General features: G+C 46.9%; 13 protein-coding genes. 9 read left to right on the top strand and 4 right to left on the bottom strand.

Features of this window, described 5'->3' with window-relative positions:
* The first annotated feature begins 105 nt into the window (after positions 1-105).
* Together SHEWPOL2_RS10385 and SHEWPOL2_RS10390 are read left to right on the top strand one after the other, a co-directional pair.
* Positions 106-1,665, top strand: a complete 1,560-nt coding sequence (locus SHEWPOL2_RS10385) for a YjjI family glycine radical enzyme (RefSeq protein ID WP_037428093.1) — start codon at positions 106-108, stop codon at positions 1,663-1,665.
* Positions 1,637-2,548 carry a YjjW family glycine radical enzyme activase gene (locus SHEWPOL2_RS10390; RefSeq protein ID WP_050991347.1) on the top strand — a complete coding sequence of 304 codons (912 nt, stop codon included), beginning with the start codon at positions 1,637-1,639 and terminating at the stop codon, positions 2,546-2,548. Before SHEWPOL2_RS10385 ends, SHEWPOL2_RS10390 begins: the two co-directional genes overlap by 29 nt.
* Here the strand turns inward: SHEWPOL2_RS10390 and SHEWPOL2_RS10395 are convergent.
* From SHEWPOL2_RS10395 to gyrA, 3 genes are all read right to left on the bottom strand, one after another.
* The gene (locus SHEWPOL2_RS10395) at positions 2,545-3,465 is read right to left on the bottom strand and encodes a LysR family transcriptional regulator (RefSeq protein WP_037428095.1); all 921 of its coding nucleotides are present in this window, start codon (positions 3,463-3,465) and stop codon (positions 2,545-2,547) included. The genes SHEWPOL2_RS10390 and SHEWPOL2_RS10395 overlap by 4 nt on opposite strands.
* A 273-nt stretch (positions 3,466-3,738) precedes the next feature.
* A complete protein-coding gene (gene serC, locus SHEWPOL2_RS10400) occupies positions 3,739-4,836 on the bottom strand; it encodes a 3-phosphoserine/phosphohydroxythreonine transaminase (protein ID WP_037418887.1) in 1,098 nt (365 codons plus the stop codon).
* 105 nt (positions 4,837-4,941) lie between these two features.
* Positions 4,942-7,704, bottom strand: coding sequence for a DNA gyrase subunit A (gyrA, locus tag SHEWPOL2_RS10405; RefSeq protein WP_037428108.1), 2,763 nt, complete (start codon positions 7,702-7,704; stop codon positions 4,942-4,944).
* Between the two features lie 384 nt (positions 7,705-8,088).
* Here gyrA and ubiG point away from each other — a divergent pair, with 384 nt between their 5' ends.
* From ubiG to yfaE, 5 genes are all read left to right on the top strand, one after another.
* Positions 8,089-8,799, top strand: a complete 711-nt coding sequence (gene ubiG / locus SHEWPOL2_RS10410) for a bifunctional 2-polyprenyl-6-hydroxyphenol methylase/3-demethylubiquinol 3-O-methyltransferase UbiG (RefSeq protein WP_037418885.1) — start codon at positions 8,089-8,091, stop codon at positions 8,797-8,799.
* 1 nt (position 8,800) lies between these two features.
* Complete coding sequence (locus SHEWPOL2_RS10415; RefSeq protein WP_037428096.1) at positions 8,801-9,475, top strand: HAD-IA family hydrolase; 675 nt, start codon at positions 8,801-8,803, stop codon at positions 9,473-9,475.
* Between the two features lie 445 nt (positions 9,476-9,920).
* A complete protein-coding gene (gene nrdA / locus SHEWPOL2_RS10420; protein WP_037418879.1) occupies positions 9,921-12,209 on the top strand; it encodes a class 1a ribonucleoside-diphosphate reductase subunit alpha in 2,289 nt (762 codons plus the stop codon).
* Positions 12,210-12,270: 61 nt separating this feature from the next.
* Positions 12,271-13,401 carry a class Ia ribonucleoside-diphosphate reductase subunit beta gene (nrdB, locus tag SHEWPOL2_RS10425; protein WP_037418877.1) on the top strand — a complete coding sequence of 377 codons (1,131 nt, stop codon included), beginning with the start codon at positions 12,271-12,273 and terminating at the stop codon, positions 13,399-13,401.
* Positions 13,402-13,434: 33 nt separating this feature from the next.
* Complete coding sequence (gene yfaE, locus SHEWPOL2_RS10430) at positions 13,435-13,854, top strand: class I ribonucleotide reductase maintenance protein YfaE (RefSeq protein ID WP_037428098.1); 420 nt, start codon at positions 13,435-13,437, stop codon at positions 13,852-13,854.
* 395 nt (positions 13,855-14,249) lie between these two features.
* On the opposite strand, the gene SHEWPOL2_RS10435 is transcribed toward yfaE, so the two are convergent.
* A complete protein-coding gene (locus SHEWPOL2_RS10435; RefSeq protein ID WP_037428099.1) occupies positions 14,250-16,268 on the bottom strand; it encodes an NADPH-dependent 2,4-dienoyl-CoA reductase in 2,019 nt (672 codons plus the stop codon).
* Positions 16,269-16,433: 165 nt separating this feature from the next.
* On the opposite strand from SHEWPOL2_RS10435, the gene sppA reads away from it, so the two are divergent.
* Positions 16,434-18,278 (top strand): signal peptide peptidase SppA, encoded by a 1,845-nt coding sequence (gene sppA / locus SHEWPOL2_RS10440; protein ID WP_037418868.1) that lies wholly within the window; start codon positions 16,434-16,436, stop codon positions 18,276-18,278.
* A 110-nt stretch (positions 18,279-18,388) separates the two neighbouring features.
* Positions 18,389-19,402, top strand: coding sequence for an asparaginase (gene ansA / locus SHEWPOL2_RS10445; protein ID WP_037418865.1), 1,014 nt, complete (start codon positions 18,389-18,391; stop codon positions 19,400-19,402).
* Positions 19,403-19,441: the final 39 nt, after the last annotated feature.

Raw genomic sequence — 19,441 nt, forward strand, 5'->3', positions numbered from 1 at the left:
GGCGGATTTCCATTTTATCAATCGGAGCTACGGTAATTTTCACTTTTTAAAGCCAGAGCCACTGAGTAAATTAATCGTCATTATTAAGCTTGTGGATATTCCGCCATGTTATTACAAGATAAATTAATGCAAATTGTCACTAAGTCGCAGCTTTCACCTAAGCAAAAATCTAACTATTTAGCGTTGGAGGCTGAGGCAAGTTTGCCCTACATGCCGATATCGACTGAGGTAAACGCGGCGATGAATGACGGCGTTATCTGCGATATGTTTGAAGGCCATACACCGTTTAAACCGCGCTATGTATTGCCAGATTATGCCCGTTATCTTCAGCAAGGCTCTGAATATTTAGAACTTTCACCTGCACAGGATTTAGATGAAGCTCTCAATGCCTTAACGATTCTGTATCACCATGTGCCATCGGTGACCAATATCCCCGTGTATTTGGGTCAGTTGGACGATACTTTGATGCCTTTCGTGGAAGGAATGGATGCAGATGTCCTTTATCGTAAACTAAAGCTGTTCTGGATAATGCTTGACAGAACCCTGCCCGACGCCTTTATGCACGTCAATATTGGCCCGACAGACAATATTGTTTGCCGTACCCTACTGCGCATTGATGCCGAGCTCAAACAAGTTGCCCCCAATTTGACCTTTATGTATGACCCCGCCGTCACGCCGGATGAATTATTGCAAATTGCGGCCACCAATATTTGTCAGTGCAGTAAACCGCATATCGCCAACTATCCTCTGCATGCCAGTGCATTTGACAAGCGCGGCTTTGGTATTGTGAGTTGCTACAATGCCTTACCATTAGCAGGCGGTGCTAATACCTTGGTTAGACTCAATCTGAAAGAAGTGGCATTAAAGGCCACATCAATCAATGACTTTTTTGAGCGTGTCTTGCCCTATTACTGCTCACTCACCTTCGAACTTATCGAGGCGCGCTCAGCATTTTTACATCAAGAGTCGCACTTCTTTGATAGCTTTTTAGTTAAAGAACAATTGATTGATGAATCGCGCTTTGCCCCCATGTTTGGTATTTACGGTATGGCTGAAGCGGTGAATATTCTGCAAGCTCAGATGACAAGTGAGACAGACAAATCATCTCAATCAAACAAACCCACAGGTTATGGCCATAGCATGGATGCAAACCAACTTGGCTACCGCATTTCTGCCGCCCTCGATACCATAGTAAAATCCACGCCCGTCACCTATGGCTACCATGGACGAGCGCTGCTGCATTCACAGGGCGGTATTAGCCTCGATAAAGACGTGACGCCAGGCGTTCGTATTCCCTATGGCACGGAACCCAATCCCATCGCTCATATTCAAGCCCTCGCGCAGCATCACCAGTATTATACGGCGGGGATTAGCGATATTTTGACTATCGATGAAACTGTCAAATCGAATCCTCAAGCGATGTTCCAACTGTGTAAAGCGGCGCTTGAGCTAGGTTTTAGGGAGTTTACCGCCAATGTGGCCTCTAACGATTTAATGCGTGTCACTGGCTATATGGTAAAACGCTCTGATATTGAAGCATTTAAACAATGCGGTTCGCGCCTTAATACCACGGGTTTAGGGGCTGAAGCAGCACAAAATACCGGCATATTGCAACGCCAAGCACGCGTTATTGCCCATGAGCACTCCCCCTGTGTTGTTAACTAAACCGGTCATAAATAAACAGGCAATTGTCAGCCAACTATTGCCGTTTTCCTGCGTCGACGGGCCTGGCAGCAGGCTCGTGTTATTCCTGCAGGGCTGCAACTATCAATGTAAGAACTGCCATAACCCACATACCATCGGCTTATGCGATGGCTGTGGTGATTGCATTGCCACCTGCCCTGACAAGGCGCTGACATTGATAAACGCTAACAATAAGCATCAGATCCATTGGGATAAAGACCGTTGTAGCCAGTGCGATACTTGTCTTGCTGTGTGTCCAAAACAAGCCAATCCCAAAGTCACCCGATACACTGTTGAAGAAATCTTGGCGATTCTTCACCATCAGCGTCACTTTATTAATGGCATTACGGTGAGCGGCGGCGAAGCAAGTCTACAACTGCCATTTATTATTGAATTATTTAAAGCGATTAAGGCCTCAACGTCGTTATCACAGTTAACCTGTATGCTTGATACCAATGGCAGTTTGAGCCTCACTGGTTGGCATAAACTGCTGCCCTTTTTAGACGGCGCTATGGTGGATCTTAAAGCATGGCAACGAGATACCCATAGATACATTACCGGGCGAGATAACCATGCGGTGTTCAAATCCATTCAACTTTTGGCGCAGCAGCAAAAACTGTATGAAGTAAGGTTGCTGCATATTCCAGGTATTACGGATTTTGAACAGGAGATAGACGCGCTATCTAGCTATTTACTGACACTCGGCGCCGATACGCGGTTGAAATTAAACGCCTTTCACCACCATGGCGTGGTTGATGAGGCGTTAACTTGGCCAAGTTGCACACAAACCGATATGGAAGCCTTAGCAGCCTCCCTTGCCCAGCGAGGTTTAACAAATATCGTGTTACCGTCCATCTACCTTTAACGGCTACAAAGCAGGATCTGCTCGTACAACCAACGTAGTGCGGGATCCTTCATACTTTGTTTATGCCATACGAGGCTATAAGCCACTTTTCCATATTCGATGGGTAACGGTTTCACGGTTAAGCCTTTGGCTTGGCTCGCGATAGATGCCCAGCGGCGCGAGCAGGTAAACAGCAGTTCACTGTGGTGACACATTAACGCCGCACTGCCAAAGTCTGGCACCGAAATGGGGACGGCACGTTTTTGAGATTGCTGAGCGAGTAAAATATCAAAATAGGGCGTACTCAGATCTGTATCTGTGATGCCTATATGGCTGAAGCTGAGATAATCATCAAAGCTGATATGCGATTGTTTGGCCAAGGGATGTGATGAGTTCATTAGGCAAATCATTTCATCGCTGAATAAGGTTTCCCACACTAGATCATCTTGCGAAGGATTAGGCTGACTCAAATCATGGGGTAACAATACAAAATCTAACGAGCCATTAATGAGTCCATCAAAACCGATATTGTCTTTGCTGTAAATATCGAGATGAATATGGGGCGCCAAACTCAAAATATGGGCGCTAAGTTTGGCGGCCAGCAGTTCAAAGGTGCTTTCACGCATTGCAAGCGAAAAACGGCCCTCATAGTTTATTGGGGTAAACGCATCTTGACTCATGATCTGATTCATATCATTGATCATTTGTTGCACGCTTGGGCCTAATCGTTTGGCTAAAGGTGTTGCAACCAGTGAATTACCATTACGGTAAAACAGTTCATCATTCAAACTGTCTCGAAGTTGACTTAAGGTTTTACTGACAGATGAAGGGCTTAAGCATAAGCGCTCAGCGCTGGCGGTAACGCTCAGAGTATCGAGCATCACGTGTAAAGTGATTAAGTGCTTCATACTAATACGCGAAAGCTTGGCTAAATCCATCAGTGGTTTCCTGGTAATTTATCTTATGGTAAAAAACAAAATATCAACTTTTAATGATGATAAACAATAAGATAAAACTTACCCAATAGATAGCTAAGTATATTGGTCTGTTATGCGTGCCGGCTCACAGGCTTGCTCGGTACAAGTGCCATTGCCGCAAGCTTATCTGGGTTGCATCTAACCAAATCCTGCCAACAAAAAAGCGAATGCATATGTGCATTCGCTTTTTGCGTATAACAGCTTAAAACTTATGCGCTATAGGGTGAGTGCGGACTACATCTTGTGATGTTTAGCTGCAAACTCGTTCATAAATGTCACCAGCGCGGCAACACCTTCCAGTGGCATTGCATTGTATAGGCTTGCACGCATACCACCGACAATTCGGTGTCCTTTTAAAGCCACTAAGCCCGCCGCTTCGGCCTCTTTTAAGAAGGCGCCATCAAGGGATTCATCCGCCAGTTGGAAAGTCACGTTCATTTGTGAGCGGTTCGCCGCGACGACACCATTTTTATAGAAAGGATTGGCATCGATACAGGCATATAGCATTTGCGCTTTTTGCTGATTGATTTTTGCGATACTCGCCACTCCACCAATCGATTTAAGCCAAGCAAACACTTCGGCCGCTAAGTACCAGGCAAATGTTGGTGGCGTATTGAACATAGAGTCATGCTCCACCGCTAAACGATAATCCATAATGGATGATTGGGTTAAACTCGGCAGTTTCAACATATCATCACGCACGATCACAATAGATAAGCCCGAAGGACCAATGTTCTTTTGCGCGCCAGCATAAATTAAGCCGTAACGGCTGACATCGATTTCACGCGACATAATGGTTGAAGATAAATCGGCAACAATTGGCCATGGACTGTCTAACTCATCAAAAATTTCGATACCATCAACTGTCTCATTTGGGCAGTAATGCACATAACGGTAATCGGCATCAATCTTATGCAGATCAGGCAGCACTACTGCATTGAGTCCATTATGTTTTTCAACAATGTTAAGGCTATCAATTTGCGCGTCGCCCGCCAGCTTTTGTGCTTCGGCTAATGCCGCAGAAGACCATTGACCACTGACTAAATACAGGGCTCGGCCTTGGTTGCCTAAAAAATTATTCACAACGGCAGAGAACTGACCGCGACCACCGCCGTGCATAAACAGCACATGATAGTTTTGTGGAATGTGCATCAGCTCGCGTAAATCCGCCTCAGCTTGCTTGGTCAGCGCGATAAATTCCTTACCTCTGTGGCTGACTTCCATCACGGAGACACCTAGCCCATTCCAATCGAGTAATTCCTGTTGTGCTTTTTTCATTACCGCTGCGGGTAACATCGCAGGACCTGCACAGAAATTATAAATCGCGCTCACTGCCACTCTCCTTATTTACAAACCATGATATTAGAATTCATAAAATAAAACGTTGCCATGAAAAAAACGAGCGTCCAATTGGACGCTCGTTTTTATGCTTTCGAATTAGTCTTCGTCTTGCTCGTCGTCAAGCTCTTCGTCTTCGTCTAATTCTTCTTCCAGTTCATCCTCTTCCTCTAAAGGCTCTTGTTGAACAGAGTCACCTTCAGCGACAACTGGGACGATTGGCATACCGTTTTCATCCAGCTCGACTTCATCTTCGTCGCCTTGGATCTCATCGATACGTTGCAGACCAACCACTTTCTCATCACTTGCGGTGCGGATAATGGTCACACCTTGGGTGTTACGGCCGATGATAGACACACCGTTCGCCGGCGTACGCACTAAGGTACCTTTGTCGCTGATCAGCATGATTTCATCATTGCCGCCAACTTGTACCGCGCCAACAACTGCACCGTTACGCTCACTCACCTTGATCGATACCACACCTTTGGTCGCGCGGCTCTTAGATGGGTATTCAGACAGTTCAGTACGTTTACCATAGCCGTTTTCAGTCACGGTTAGGATAGCGCCATCGCCCTTAGGTACGATGAGAGACACCACTTTTTGGCCTTCTTCAAGCTTGATACCGCGAACACCGGTCGCACCGCGGCCCATTGGACGCACGCCCTTGAAGTTGATTTGTGGATTGCCTTCTTCATCCAGCACTGGGTTGCCGTTTTCATCGAGGACAGCAACTTCTTCGCCTTCTTTAAAGCGAACCACTTTACCTTCGTTCGAGAACAACATGATCTCATCATCACCATTGGTGATATCGACACCGATCAGTTGGTCACCGTCTTTGAGGTTAACAGCGATAATGCCGTTAGCACGTGGGTTGCTGTAAGCTGTCAGCGCAGTCTTCTTCACGGTACCGTTAGAGGTCGCCATGATAATGTACTTATCTTCGGCGTATTCACGCACCGGCAGAATCGCCGTAATGCGTTCGCCATCGGCCAGTGGCAGCAAGTTAACAATCGGACGACCGCGCGATGTCCGGCTCGCCAGCGGTAACTGATAGACCTTGAGCCAGTACATCTTACCAAAATCTGAGAAGCACAGAATCGTATCATGGGTGTTCGCAACCAGCAGTTTTTCAACGAAATCTTCGTCTTTCACCTTAGTTGCGGCTTTACCCTTACCACCACGGCGCTGGGCTTGGTAATCGCTCAGCGGTTGGTATTTGGCGTAACCTAAGTGCGACAGGGTCACAACCACGTCTTCTTCGTTGATTAAGTCTTCAAGACTCATATCAATTTCGTTGGCGTTGATCACCGTGCGGCGCGCATCGCCATATTCAGCAAGAATTTCTTCCAGCTCTTCTTTGATCACTTCCATCAAACGCTCAGGGCTGCGCAAAATAAACAGCAGACCTGCGATGAACTCGAGCAGCTCTTCGTATTCAGCGATGATCTTATCGTGCTCAAGACCGGTTAAACGGTGTAAACGCAGCTCTAGAATCGCCTGAGCCTGTTGCTCAGTCAGATAATATAAGCCGTCACGGATACCGAATTCTGGCTCTAACCATTCAGGACGCGCCGCATCATCACCCGCTTTTTCAAGCATGCCCTGTACATGACCGAGCGCCCAGCCCTGCTCAACCAGTTTGACTTTAGCGTCTGCTGGCGTTGGCGAAGCTTTGATCAGCGCAATAATCGGGTCGATGTTGGCCAGCGCGACCGCTAATGCCTCAAGAATATGGGCGCGTTCGCGCGCTTTACGCAGTTCGAATACGGTACGGCGAGTCACCACTTCACGGCGGTGCAGGATAAAGCATTCGAGCATTTCTTTTAAGTTGAACAACTTAGGCTGACCATTGGTCAAAGCCACCATGTTGATACCAAAAGAACATTGCATTTGTGTCTGGGCATAGAGGTTGTTCAGAACAACTTCGCCCACTTCGCCACGCTTGATTTCGATAACGATGCGCATACCGTCTTTGTCAGACTCATCGCGCAGACCGCTAATGCCTTCAATCTTCTTATCTTTAACTAGCTCAGCGATTTTCTCGATGAGTTTCGCCTTGTTCACCTGATAAGGAATTTCGGTGACGATAATACGTTCACGGCCGTTATCTTCGGTTTCGACTTCAGCCAGCGCGCGCATAACGGCGCGGCCGCGCCCCGTCTTGTACGCATCGATAATGCCCTTACGACCATTGATGATCGCCGCCGTTGGGAAATCAGGGCCAGGAATATATTCCATGAGCTGTTCAATCGACAGCGCAGGATCGGCGATAAGCGCTAAACAGCCTTTAACCACTTCCGTTAAGTTGTGTGGCGGGATGTTCGTCGCCATACCCACCGCAATACCCGATGAACCGTTAATCAACAGGTTAGGTACGCGTGTCGGTAATACCGCAGGAATTTGTTCTGTGCCGTCGTAGTTTGGCACATAGTCAACGGTTTCTTTTTCAAGATCGGCGAGGAGCTGGTGCGCTAACTTATCCATGCGGATTTCGGTATAACGCATTGCCGCGGCAGAGTCACCGTCAACCGAACCGAAGTTTCCTTGACCGTCGACTAAGGTGTAACGCAGTGAGAAAGGCTGAGCCATACGCACGATAGTGTCGTATACCGCCGAGTCACCATGGGGGTGATATTTACCGATCACGTCACCGACCACACGGGCAGACTTTTTGTACGGCTTGTTCCAATCGTTCTTCAATTCACTCATGGCAAACAGCACGCGGCGATGTACAGGCTTAAGGCCATCACGCACGTCTGGTAATGCACGTCCTACGATGACGCTCATGGCGTAATCAAGGTACGAATTCTTTAGTTCGTCTTCGATATTAATTGGCGAAATAGATGATGCCAGATCAGTCATAAACTGCTCGTTCCCCTGAAAATTAGCCGACAACGCATAATCCGTATCATTGAGCGGCCCAAAAACGTGATTTGGCATTCTAACACAGTTATTTAATGTCGCCAGACCTATCCTGCGCGAATTGAGAAGGATGTGGCTTAATAGATGAAAACACTGTCAATTTGCACTTTTAAACCCGATAAAATCGGTTGTTAATGGCGAAATTGAGTCCAAGACTTGATTAATATCCGAGCAGAAAAACCGCTCCGCTTCACAAAGTGTTCAAGAATTAATGATAATTGCTGAAATTTCACTCAACCACAAAGACTTAGAATCAGCCAATACTGTGTTTATCCACCATTGTCGTTATAATAGCCGCACTATTCAGCCGCTTTAGGTAATCGCATGCAACAGAATACCAACGTAGACCCACAGGAAATCGCAAAGTTTGAACGTATGGCCGAAACCTGGTGGGATCTCAATGGCGAGTTTAAACCGCTGCATCTATTAAATCCCCTTCGCTTAAACTATATCGATCAGACTGCTGGTGGGATTTTTGGTAAAAAAGTGCTCGACGTCGGTTGCGGCGGTGGCATTTTATCCGAAAGTATGGCGCGCATCGGTGCAGTGGTTGATGGTCTTGATATGGGTGAAGAACCGTTAGAAGTTGCACGCTTGCATGCGCTGGAAACCGGTGTGAGCATCAATTACGTGAAAAACACCGCCGAGGCTCATAGGGAAGATCACCGCGAATACTATGATGTGGTGACCTGCATGGAGATGCTCGAACACGTACCCAATCCCCAATCAGTGATCCAAGCCTGCTGCGATATGGTAAAACCTGGTGGTTTTGTGTTTTTCTCTACAATTAATCGCAATGTTAAATCCTTTGTTGAAACCATTATTGGCGCCGAATATTTACTGAAAATGCTGCCCATCGGCACTCATGATCATAATAAGTTTATTAAACCTTCCGAATTGATTGAGTTAGTCGATAACACCGACCTCATCTGCAAAGACGCCCTTGGGATCACTTATAACCCGTTAACAGGGATTTTTAAGTACACATCTAAGGTCGATGTAAACTATATGATAGCAACGCAAAAGGCAGATTAAGATGAGTTTAGCTGAGGTTAAAGGGGTCTTATTCGACCTTGATGGTACCCTTGCCGATACCGCGCCGGATCTGGTTCAGGCCCTTAACCTCAGTTTGTCTGATGTCGGTATTGCAGCAAAACCCTTTGCAGACATGCGTAGCGCCGCCTCCCATGGCAGCTTTGCCTTAGTCGATGCGGCCATTCCAGGCGCAGATGAAGTGCTACGCACCCAAGTCCAGCAAGGACTCCTTGCCCACTATCAAAGGATCAATGGCGACCATTGCCAATTGTTTGAAGGTATTTCCCCTCTGCTTGACTGGCTCGAGTTATGCCGCGTGCCATTTGGAGTCATCACCAATAAACCTGCCCGCTTTACTCGTCCCCTGTTACATAAACTTAAGCTCAGCTCGCGTATGCCAGTGATGATCAGCGGCGATTCGACCCGTTACCCTAAGCCCCATACCGCACCTATGTTATTAGGCGCGCAGCAGTTGCAGTGCAAGCCACAGCAAATCCTTTATTTAGGCGATGCCGAGCGGGATTTACTCGCAGCCCAAGCGGCGGGCATGCTCGGCGGTGTAGCGCTGTGGGGATATTTGGGCGAAGACGATACACCCGATGCATGGCCTGCCTATGCACAGTTTACGACGCCTTCGAATTTATATTCGGCACTAAGCCAAGCGTTAACAAAATAAGCACGAATCAGGATTCTTGCTGATAGCTATTAATAGAATTAACGCTATGGGTCAATCCCCGCGATCGTGATCGCTGCTTATTTTAGCGATCGATCACACTGCGGGATCGGAATAAAAATTCGCCATATCAAACGCACGCTAATCTCAATTTGAGCTACAGGGTTAGTCATTACTAACGCATTTTTTTATCCTCAAGATATCCACAAGATACCCCCTAAATTGAGACTTGCAAATAATAGCAAACCTCACTATCTTGTATCTCAGATTATTTAAAACACCATATCTTGTGTATAGGTAGCAATCAGACACACTAGAAGTTCCCCGCTAAATCGACTATTTTCACCATAGTCAACAGTATTAAGGGTTTTCAGGTTGATTGTTTTACAAGGAAACGTACGGTGACTTAGTTCACCTGAACAGATATCAGAACCAAGGCCTCTCTTCAATGAATAGCAATATGACAGTTACAAAACGCTGTGGTGCACGTGAGACAATTGATCTCGACAAAATACACCGCGTAATTACTTGGGCAGCCAAGGGGTTAAAAAACGTTTCTGTTTCTGAAGTTGAACTTCGCACGCATTTACAGTTTTTCGATGGGATCCCAACCGAAGCTATCCACGAAACGATCATCAAATCTGCGGCGGATTTAATTTCCCCTGAGTCACCCGATTATCAGTTTCTGGCTGCGCGTTTAGCCGTATTCCATTTGCGTAAGAAGGCTTTTGGTCAGTTCGAGCCACCCAAGTTATATGACCATGTCACTAAGCTGGTAGAGTTGGGTAAGTATGATATGCATATTCTGCAGGATTACACCCGCGAAGAACTCGATATTATGGATACTTATATCGACCATTGGCGCGATATGAACTTCTCCTACGCAGCCGTAAAACAGCTTGAAGGTAAGTATCTGGTTCAAAACCGCGTCACCCACGAGATTTATGAGAGCGCCCAGTTCCTCTATATTCTGGTGGCGGCCTGTTTGTTTGCCCGCTATCCAAAGGCAACGCGTCTGCAATACGTCAAAGATTTTTACGACGCAGTATCGACTTTTAAGATTTCACTGCCAACGCCTATCATGGCGGGAGTGCGTACGCCGACTCGTCAGTTTAGCTCATGCGTACTGATTGAATGTGGCGATAGCTTGGATTCAATCAACGCGACAGCATCATCTATCGTAAAATACGTGAGCCAACGCGCTGGTATCGGTATCAACGCTGGTCGTATCCGTGCATTAGGAAGCCCAATCCGTGGTGGCGAAGCCTTCCACACGGGTTGCTTACCTTTCTACAAGTATTTCCAAACTGCGGTGAAATCGTGCTCGCAAGGCGGCGTGCGCGGCGGTGCAGCTACCCTCTTCTATCCTATTTGGCACTTAGAAGTTGAATCGCTGCTAGTACTGAAAAATAACCGTGGCGTTGAAGATAACCGTATCCGTCATTTAGACTACGGCGTGCAACTGAATAAACTCATGTATCAACGTCTGATCAAAGGCGAAAATATCAGCCTGTTCAGCCCATCGGACGTACCCGGTCTTTACGATGCCTTCTTTGAAGATCAAGCCGAATTTGAGCGTTTATATCTGCAATATGAGCAAGACAGCAGCATTCGCAAAAAGACATTAAAAGCGGTGGATCTGTTCTCACTGATGATGCAAGAACGTGCTTCAACGGGCCGTATCTACATTCAAAACGTGGATCACTGTAACACCCACAGTCCATTTGACTCAAAAGTTGCACCGATCAGACAGTCTAACCTCTGCCTTGAAATCGCTCTGCCGACTAAGCCATTGAATAACATTGACGATCCAAACGGCGAAATCGCCCTTTGTACACTGTCGGCATTAAACCTGGGGACAATTACCGATTTAGCGGAACTGGAGCCATTAGCTGATTTAGCCGTGCGAGCCTTAGATAACCTGCTGGATTACCAAGATTATCCAATCAAAGCGGCGCAGATTTCGTCGATGAACCGTCGTACCTTAGGGATTGGTGTTATCAACTTCGCTAACTATTTAGCGAAGAATGGTATGAAGTACTCCGATGGTAGCGCGAACAATCTGACTCACAAGACCTTTGAAGCGATTCAGTTTTATCTGCTCAAAGCGTCAATGAATCTGGCGAAAGAAAAAGGTGCGTGCCCATTATTTAATGAGACCACTTACGCTCAAGGTATTTTACCTATCGATACCTACAAACGTGACCTAGATAAGATTTGCAGTGAGCCATTGCATTTAGACTGGGAAGCGCTGCGTAACGACATTAAAGAATACGGTTTACGTAACTCGACATTGTCTGCACTGATGCCGTCTGAGACTTCATCACAGATCTCAAACGCCACCAACGGTATCGAACCGCCACGCGGCTTGATCAGTGTCAAAGCCAGTAAAGATGGCCAGTTAAAGCAAGTGGTACCCGATTTTGATGAGCTGAAATACAACTACGAGCTGTTATGGCAAATGCCAAGCAACGAAGGTTACTTACAGCTTGTGGGTATCATGCAAAAGTTCGTTGACCAAGCGATTTCGGCCAACACAAACTATGATCCAGCGCGTTTTGAGGGCCGTAAAGTCCCAATGCAGACCCTGCTAAAAGACTTACTCAATGCCTACAAGTTAGGTGTAAAAACACTGTACTACCATAACACTCGCGATGGTGCATCGGATCAACACGATGACATTACCAACATAGAGAAAGAAGATGACGGCTGTGCTGGCGGCGCTTGCAAAATCTAATCTTCAATGTTAACGGTTGCGGGATCCCAATGGGATCCCGACTTATTGGAATACTCGTACCATGACCTACTCTACTTTTTGCCAAACACCCAACGATGCCACCCGTGAACCCATGTTCTTCGGACAATCGGTAAACGTCGCACGTTATGACCAACAAAAATATGAAGTGTTTGAAAAACTAATTGAAAAGCAGCTGTCTTTCTTCTGGCGCCCAGAGGAAGTCGATGTGAGCCGCGATAAAATCGACTACAACTCACTACCCGATCATGAAAAGCATATTTTTATTTCGAACCTGAAATACCAAACGCTGCTCGATTCAATTCAAGGTCGCTCGCCTAACGTAGCTTTTTTGCCACTGGTGTCACTGCCTGAGTTAGAAACCTGGATTGAAACCTGGTCATTCTCCGAGACCATTCACTCGCGCTCATACACTCATATTATTCGCAATATCGTCAACGATCCTTCGGTAATTTTTGACGATATCGTGGTAAACCATGAGATCCTGCGCCGTGCCACAGACATTGCAGAGTTCTACGATCACCTCATCAAATTAACCCAGACATATCATTTACTCGGTGAAGGCACCCATGTGATTGATGGTGAGCCTTTAGAGGTAAATACCCGCACCCTGAAAAAAGCGCTATACCTGTGCATGATGTCAGTTAACGCGCTCGAAGCCATTCGCTTCTACGTGAGCTTTGCCTGCTCATTTGCCTTCGCTGAGCGTAAACTTATGGAAGGTAACGCGAAAATTATTCGTCTTATCGCCCGTGACGAGGCGCTGCACTTAAACAGCACTCAGCATATCTTAACCATTATGCAGGGCGGCAAAGACGATCCTGAGATGGCCGAGATTGCCGCAGAATGCCAACAGGAAGCCTATAACCTGTTCCTAAAAGCCGCCGAACAAGAAAAAGAATGGGCGAAATACTTGTTCAAAGACGGCTCAATGATCGGTCTAAACGAGCAGATCCTCTGCCAATATGTTGAGTACATTACCAACCAACGGATGAAGTCAGTTAACCTGCCGCTACCTTATGCAGAACAAACTAACCCACTGCCATGGATGAAAAACTGGCTAGAGAGTGACGCGGTACAAGTGGCTCCCCAAGAAGTGGAAGTGTCATCCTATCTGGTCGGCCAAATTGATGCAGCCGTCGACAGTGATGAATTTCTTGATTTCGATCTCTAATCACTTTTGATTGTGAAATGACTAGATTACGAAATGACTAAGTCGAACCAGCTAAAGAGCCATCCATTGAATAATCCCTTTGCCAAGGCGCCCATTGTGCGCCTGCAAGGGCAACCTGTGCTGCTATTTACCCCGCAGCACGGCTCTTTACTGCAAGCTCTTGAAGCCAAAAAAGTCAGAATTTTCTCTGAATGTCGTAGTGGCTTTTGTGGTGCCTGTAAAACAAAAGTGCTTAGTGGTCGTGTCAGCTATTTAACCGAGCCTCTAGCCGATCTCAATGCCGACGAATGTCTGCCCTGCTGCTGTATACCCAGCGAAGATTTAGAACTCGACTTATCGCCCGAAGGCGCTGCCGTGGTGACCTATTCTTGCCACACCCGCGCTCAGTCTACATCTACACGTAAAACCGCCAACCTCAAAGCCGTGCCACAGCAAGAAGTGGTTGAAGACTAAAATAGTTGTCTTAAACTCTTAGGCATTTTCGGGTGTGACTTGGGTTCGCGAGTCGATGATCAACAACACCAAAAACTTTGCCTGCGGTCAATACTCACGCTCACTCGCGTCTAAGAAAGCTTTCAAGCCCCTATCCCATCAAGGACTTTGGCGCGATAACAGAGGGTGTACATAAATTTTGCAGCCAAGAAACTGGCAGTTTAACGGCAAAGCCAAATTTTTAATGGTCTGGCAACACACCAATGGCCAGAGGCAAGTCACTCGAGTCGTCAGTTATGGGCATTTACCCAACTAAGCAAATGGCCCACTCATATAGATAAGCGCTTATCTTCATATCAATCAACAAAAAAGCCTGAGTCAGACTCAGGCTTTTTATTGGTGAAACCGCTTAAAAACTACAGCCGCATAGCAAGCTCGGCGCCTTGACGAATGGCCCGTTTTGCATCCAGCTCAGCGGCAACATCGACACCGCCAATCAAATGCACCGGAATACCCGTTGCTTTCATCTCATCGACTAAGGTGCGGTTTGATTCTTGTCCGGCGCAGAGGATCACATTATCCACGGCTAGCACTTCAGTTTGCTCACCAACCCGAATATGTAGGCCAGCGTCATCAAACTTTTCATAGTTGACGCCGGTTTTCATTTTCACATTGTGCTGTTTTAACACTAAACGGTGGATCCAACCGGTGGTTTTACCTAAACCTTGGCCCATCTTAGAGGTCTTACGTTGCAGCAAATAAACTTGTCTGTGATCGCTATTATCCACTTCAGGCTCGGCTAATCCACCCGCATGCTGATATTGCTTGTCTATACCCCACTGCTTTAACCATTTTTCAGGATTGAGGGTGCTAGACTCAGATTCGCAGAGGTAATGCGCCATATCAAAGCCAATACCGCCAGCACCAATCAGGGCCACTTTGTTGCCAATCGTAGCTTGGCCCGTCAGCACCTGTTGATAATCCACCACTTTGGGGCTATCAAATCCTGGCAAGCTCAACTCGCGCGGGACCACGCCGGAAGCAATGACGATTTCATCAAACGTTTCGGTTTCCAGTACCTTAGCATCCAAGCGAGTATTTAAGCGCAAATCGATTTTATGCAGTTTGATTTGATTAAGGAAATAGCGAATCGTCTCGTTAAACTCTTCTTTTCCTGGGATTTTACGTGCCAGATTAAACTGACCTCCCACCTCGGATTTCGCCTCAAAAAGCACGACTTCATTACCACGCATCGCTGCATACACCGAAAATGCCATGCCTGCGGGACCCGCGCCCATCACTGCAATTCGCTTCTTTTTATTGGTAGGTAAAAAGTTAATTTCGGTCTCATAACAGGCACGAGGATTGACCAAGCAGGTGGCACGTTTCAGAGAGAAGGTATGATCTAAACAGGCCTGATTACAACCAATACAGGTATTAATCAGCTCTGGCGTATTGGCCGCCGCTTTATTCACAAACTCAGGATCAGCTAGGAACGGCCTCGCCATAGATACCATGTCCGCTTGACCAGAGGCGATGATTTGCTCGCCAATCTCAGGCGTATTAATACGGTTTGTGGCAATCAAGGGCACTGAAACCGACTTCTTAAGTTTTTCGGTCACCCAAGCAAAGGCGCCGCGGGGCACGCTAGTCGCAATGGTTGGCACACGGGCCTCATGCCAGCCAATCCCAGTATTGATAATAGACACTCCCGCATGTTCAAGCCATTTGGCCAGTTGCACAACTTCGTCCCAAGTGGAGCCGTTATCGACTAAGTCGAGCATAGATAAACGGAAAATAATGATGAAGTCTTTGCCCACTTTGGCACGAATGGCATTCACAATCTCTAGCGGAAATTGCGCGCGTTTTTCAAAACTGCCGCCCCATTCATCGGTGCGCGTATTGGTCCGGGAACTGATAAATTGGTTGATCAAATACCCCTCAGAGCCCATCACTTCAACGCCATCATACCCTGCTCTTTTCGCTAAGGCGGCAGAACTGGCGTAATCCTTAATGGTGGCACGTACTTGACGGCTCGACATGGCCGAAGGCGTAAAGGGAGTAATCGGCGATTTGATTTTACTCGGTGCCTGCGAAAAAGGATGATAACCATAGCGGCCAGCATGCAGGATTTGCATACAGATTTTACCTCCGGCTTCATGCACCGCTTGAGTCACAATGCGGTGCTTGCCCACTTGCCAGGGGAAACTCAACTGACAAGCATGGGGAGTTAAGCGGCCACGTAGGTTTGGTGAAATTCCGCCAGTGACGATCAATCCTACACCGCCCAACGCACGCTCTTTATAAAACGCTGCCAGTTTCTCAAATCCGCCCTTTTCTTCTTCTAACCCCGTGTGCATGGAGCCCATTAGCACACGGTTTTTTAGCTGGGTAAATCCCAGATCTAAGGGTTCTAATAAATGGGGAAACGACATTCAAACATCCTTTTTAAACAAGTGATTTAAATGAGCATACCTTGAGTCAAATGTAAGCTCAACTGTTGCTAACGGGTTAAAAGTTAAAAACCTTTACAATTGTGTTTAGCCAGTGAAGAGATTTTCAGTTAGCATTGGCACATTCGATATGCAAAGGAGTGGCTAATGTCCGCTAACCCATCGTTTTTCAAGAGAATATGCTTATTCATTTGGAACGCCCTTAACGGGATCCGTAAATTCATACTCAACCTGATCTTTTTTGGCCTCCTCGCCATGATTCTGATTGTCATTGGCAGTAGTGAAGATATTCAGGTCGAAGATAATTCGGCACTGGTACTTAATCTTGCGGGATCGATTGTTGATCAAAAACAACAGGTCGACCCGCTTGAAGCCGCACTCAAGCAAGGTAATAACGGCAGCAGCGATGGCGAAATCCTACTGGCGGATATTATCTATGTGATTGATAACGCGGCGCACGATAACAGGATAAGCACTATAGTCTTAGACTTGGCAGAGCTAAAACGTGCGGGGATCAGCAAATTACAATCCATTGGCGACGCCTTAAATCGTTTTAAAGAAAGCGGCAAAAAGGTCGTAGCGATTGGTAACTATTACGAACAAAACCAATATTTTCTTGCCAGTTTTGCCGATACTATTTACCTCAATCCTCAAGGTAGCGTCTCACTTGAGGGATTAAGTATGTATAACCAATACTTCAAATCCGCCCTCGAAAAACTCAAGATAAAAGCACATATCTTCCGTGTTGGGACGTTTAAATCCGCAGTAGAACCTTATATGCGTGACGATATGTCAGATGCGGCCAGAGAGGCCAGCAGCGTCCTACTTGCTGATGTTTGGCAAAGTTACACTCAAACGGTGGCAACAAATCGCCAAATTGATACCAAAGCCTTGGTTTTGGACTCGGCAAACTACCTTGCACAACTCGATAAGGCTGAGGGCGATTCTGCGACTATGGCCCTCAATATGAAATGGGTCGATACCCTAGCGACCGATGAAGATTTCCGCAAAGTTATGCTTGAGACCGTGGGTAAAGAAAAGTCGGGTGACAGCTTTAAGCAGGTCAGCTTTTACGACTATTTAACCCTAGTGACACCTCTGCCAAGCTTTGTTGAGCAAGACAGTGTTGGTATTATCGTTGCCAGCGGCACTATTTTAAATGGCAGCCAACCCGCCGGGCAGATTGGTGGCGATAGCACGGCTGAACTCATTCGTAAGGCGCGATTTGATAAACATATTAAAGCGCTGGTGTTACGAGTTGACAGCCCTGGCGGTAGCGCCTTTGCCTCGGAGCAAATCCGCCAAGAATTACTCGCCCTCAAAGCGGCGGGTAAACCTGTGGTGGTCAGTATGGGTAGCCTTGCGGCATCCGGCGGTTATTGGATTTCGGCCAGCGCCGATTATATCTTCGCGACACCAACAACACTGACGGGCTCTATCGGCATCTTCGGGATGATCACCACCTTCGAAGATTCACTCGCCAGTTTAGGCATCCATACCGACGGCGTATCAACCTCTGAATGGGCGGGTTTATCAGTCACGCGCACCCTCTCGCCACAAATTGAATCGGTAATCCAGCGCCATATTGAGCGTGGCTACTTAGACTTTATTTCACTGGTGGCTAAGGAACGAAAAATGACCTTAGAACAAGTGGATAACATCGCCCAAGGCCGTGTGTGGAGTGGTAAAAAAGCTCTAGAACTAGGCTTAGTTGACGAGCTAGGTGATATAGACCAAGCTGTCGCGAAAGCAGCAAAACTGGCGGATTTAAGCCTGTTCGATACCCGTGTGATTGAGCAAGAACTCACGCCTGAGCAGCGTTTTGTGCAGCAAATGTTTGCTTCAGTGTCGGCTTATTTACCCGCTTCACTCAGCCATTCAACGCTGCTTGAGCAAATGCTGAGCCAATGGACCGGTAGCTTAAAGACTATCGCGGCCTTTAATGACCCTAATCATGTGTATGTATATTGTGACAGCTGTGCGATAAACTAGCGCAGACTCAAGATGAAAGACACAAAAGCCCGATACCTCGGGCTTTTTTATTGGGTTTATGTCAGCAAAATCGTATAATTAGCCCACGTGAAGCTAAGATAACGACAAGAATGACTAAACGCTCCATTTATGTCGCCTACACGGGCGGCACCATAGGCATGCAAAAAACCGATAATGGCTTTGCACCAGTAGCAGGATTTTTGACCCAATGCGTCCAATCCATGCCCGAGTTTTACCATGCTGAAATGCCTGAGTTTGTGATCCACGAGTACTGCCCGCTCATCGACTCATCAAACATGGCACCGACCGACTGGCAAATGATTGCCGATGATATCAAGGCCAATTACGACAAGTACGATGGCTTTGTGATCCTCCACGGCACTGATACCATGGCCTATACTGCATCAGCCTTATCCTTTATGCTTCAAGGCCTATCAAAGCCAGTTATCGTCACCGGCTCACAAATCCCCTTGGCGCAGTTGCGTTCCGACGGCCAAACCAACCTGCTCAACTCTTTGTATATCGCTGCTAATTATCCAGTGGCTGAGGTTTGCTTATTCTTTAATAACAAACTGTTCCGTGGCAATCGTTCTACCAAAGCCCACGCCGATGGCTTCGATGCCTTTGCCTCACCAAACTTCCCCTTACTGCTTGAAGCGGGGATCAAAATTAATCTGCGCGCAGGTAAAATTGCCACGCCAAGCGATAAGCCGTTAGAAGTCGCTAATATCAGCCCTCAGCCTGTCGGTGTGGTCACCCTATACCCTGGTATCTCCACGCAGATTTTTGAGAATATTCTACAGCAACCCGTTAAGGCGCTCATTTTACTGACCTTTGGTGTAGGGAATGCACCGCAAGATACGGCATTACTTGATACCCTAAAGCAAGCGGATGAACGGGGAATTGTGTTAGTGAACCTAACTCAGTGTTTCCAAGGCAAAGTGAATATGGGCGGTTATGCAACGGGAAACGCCCTCGCTAAAGCAGGCGTGATCAGTGGCGCAGATATGACCATTGAGGCTGCATTGGCTAAGTTACATTATCTGCTGTCGAAAAACTTAAAGCCGAGCGAAATTAAGGCTGCTATGTTGCAAAACTTAGTTGGTGAGCTCAGCCCCGATTAAGGATCGCAACTTTGCGTAGTAAAAAAGCCCACATTAGTG

Origin of the sequence: Shewanella sp. POL2 (assembly GCF_000282755.1) — a bacterium.
GTDB lineage: Bacteria > Pseudomonadota > Gammaproteobacteria > Enterobacterales > Shewanellaceae > Shewanella > Shewanella xiamenensis.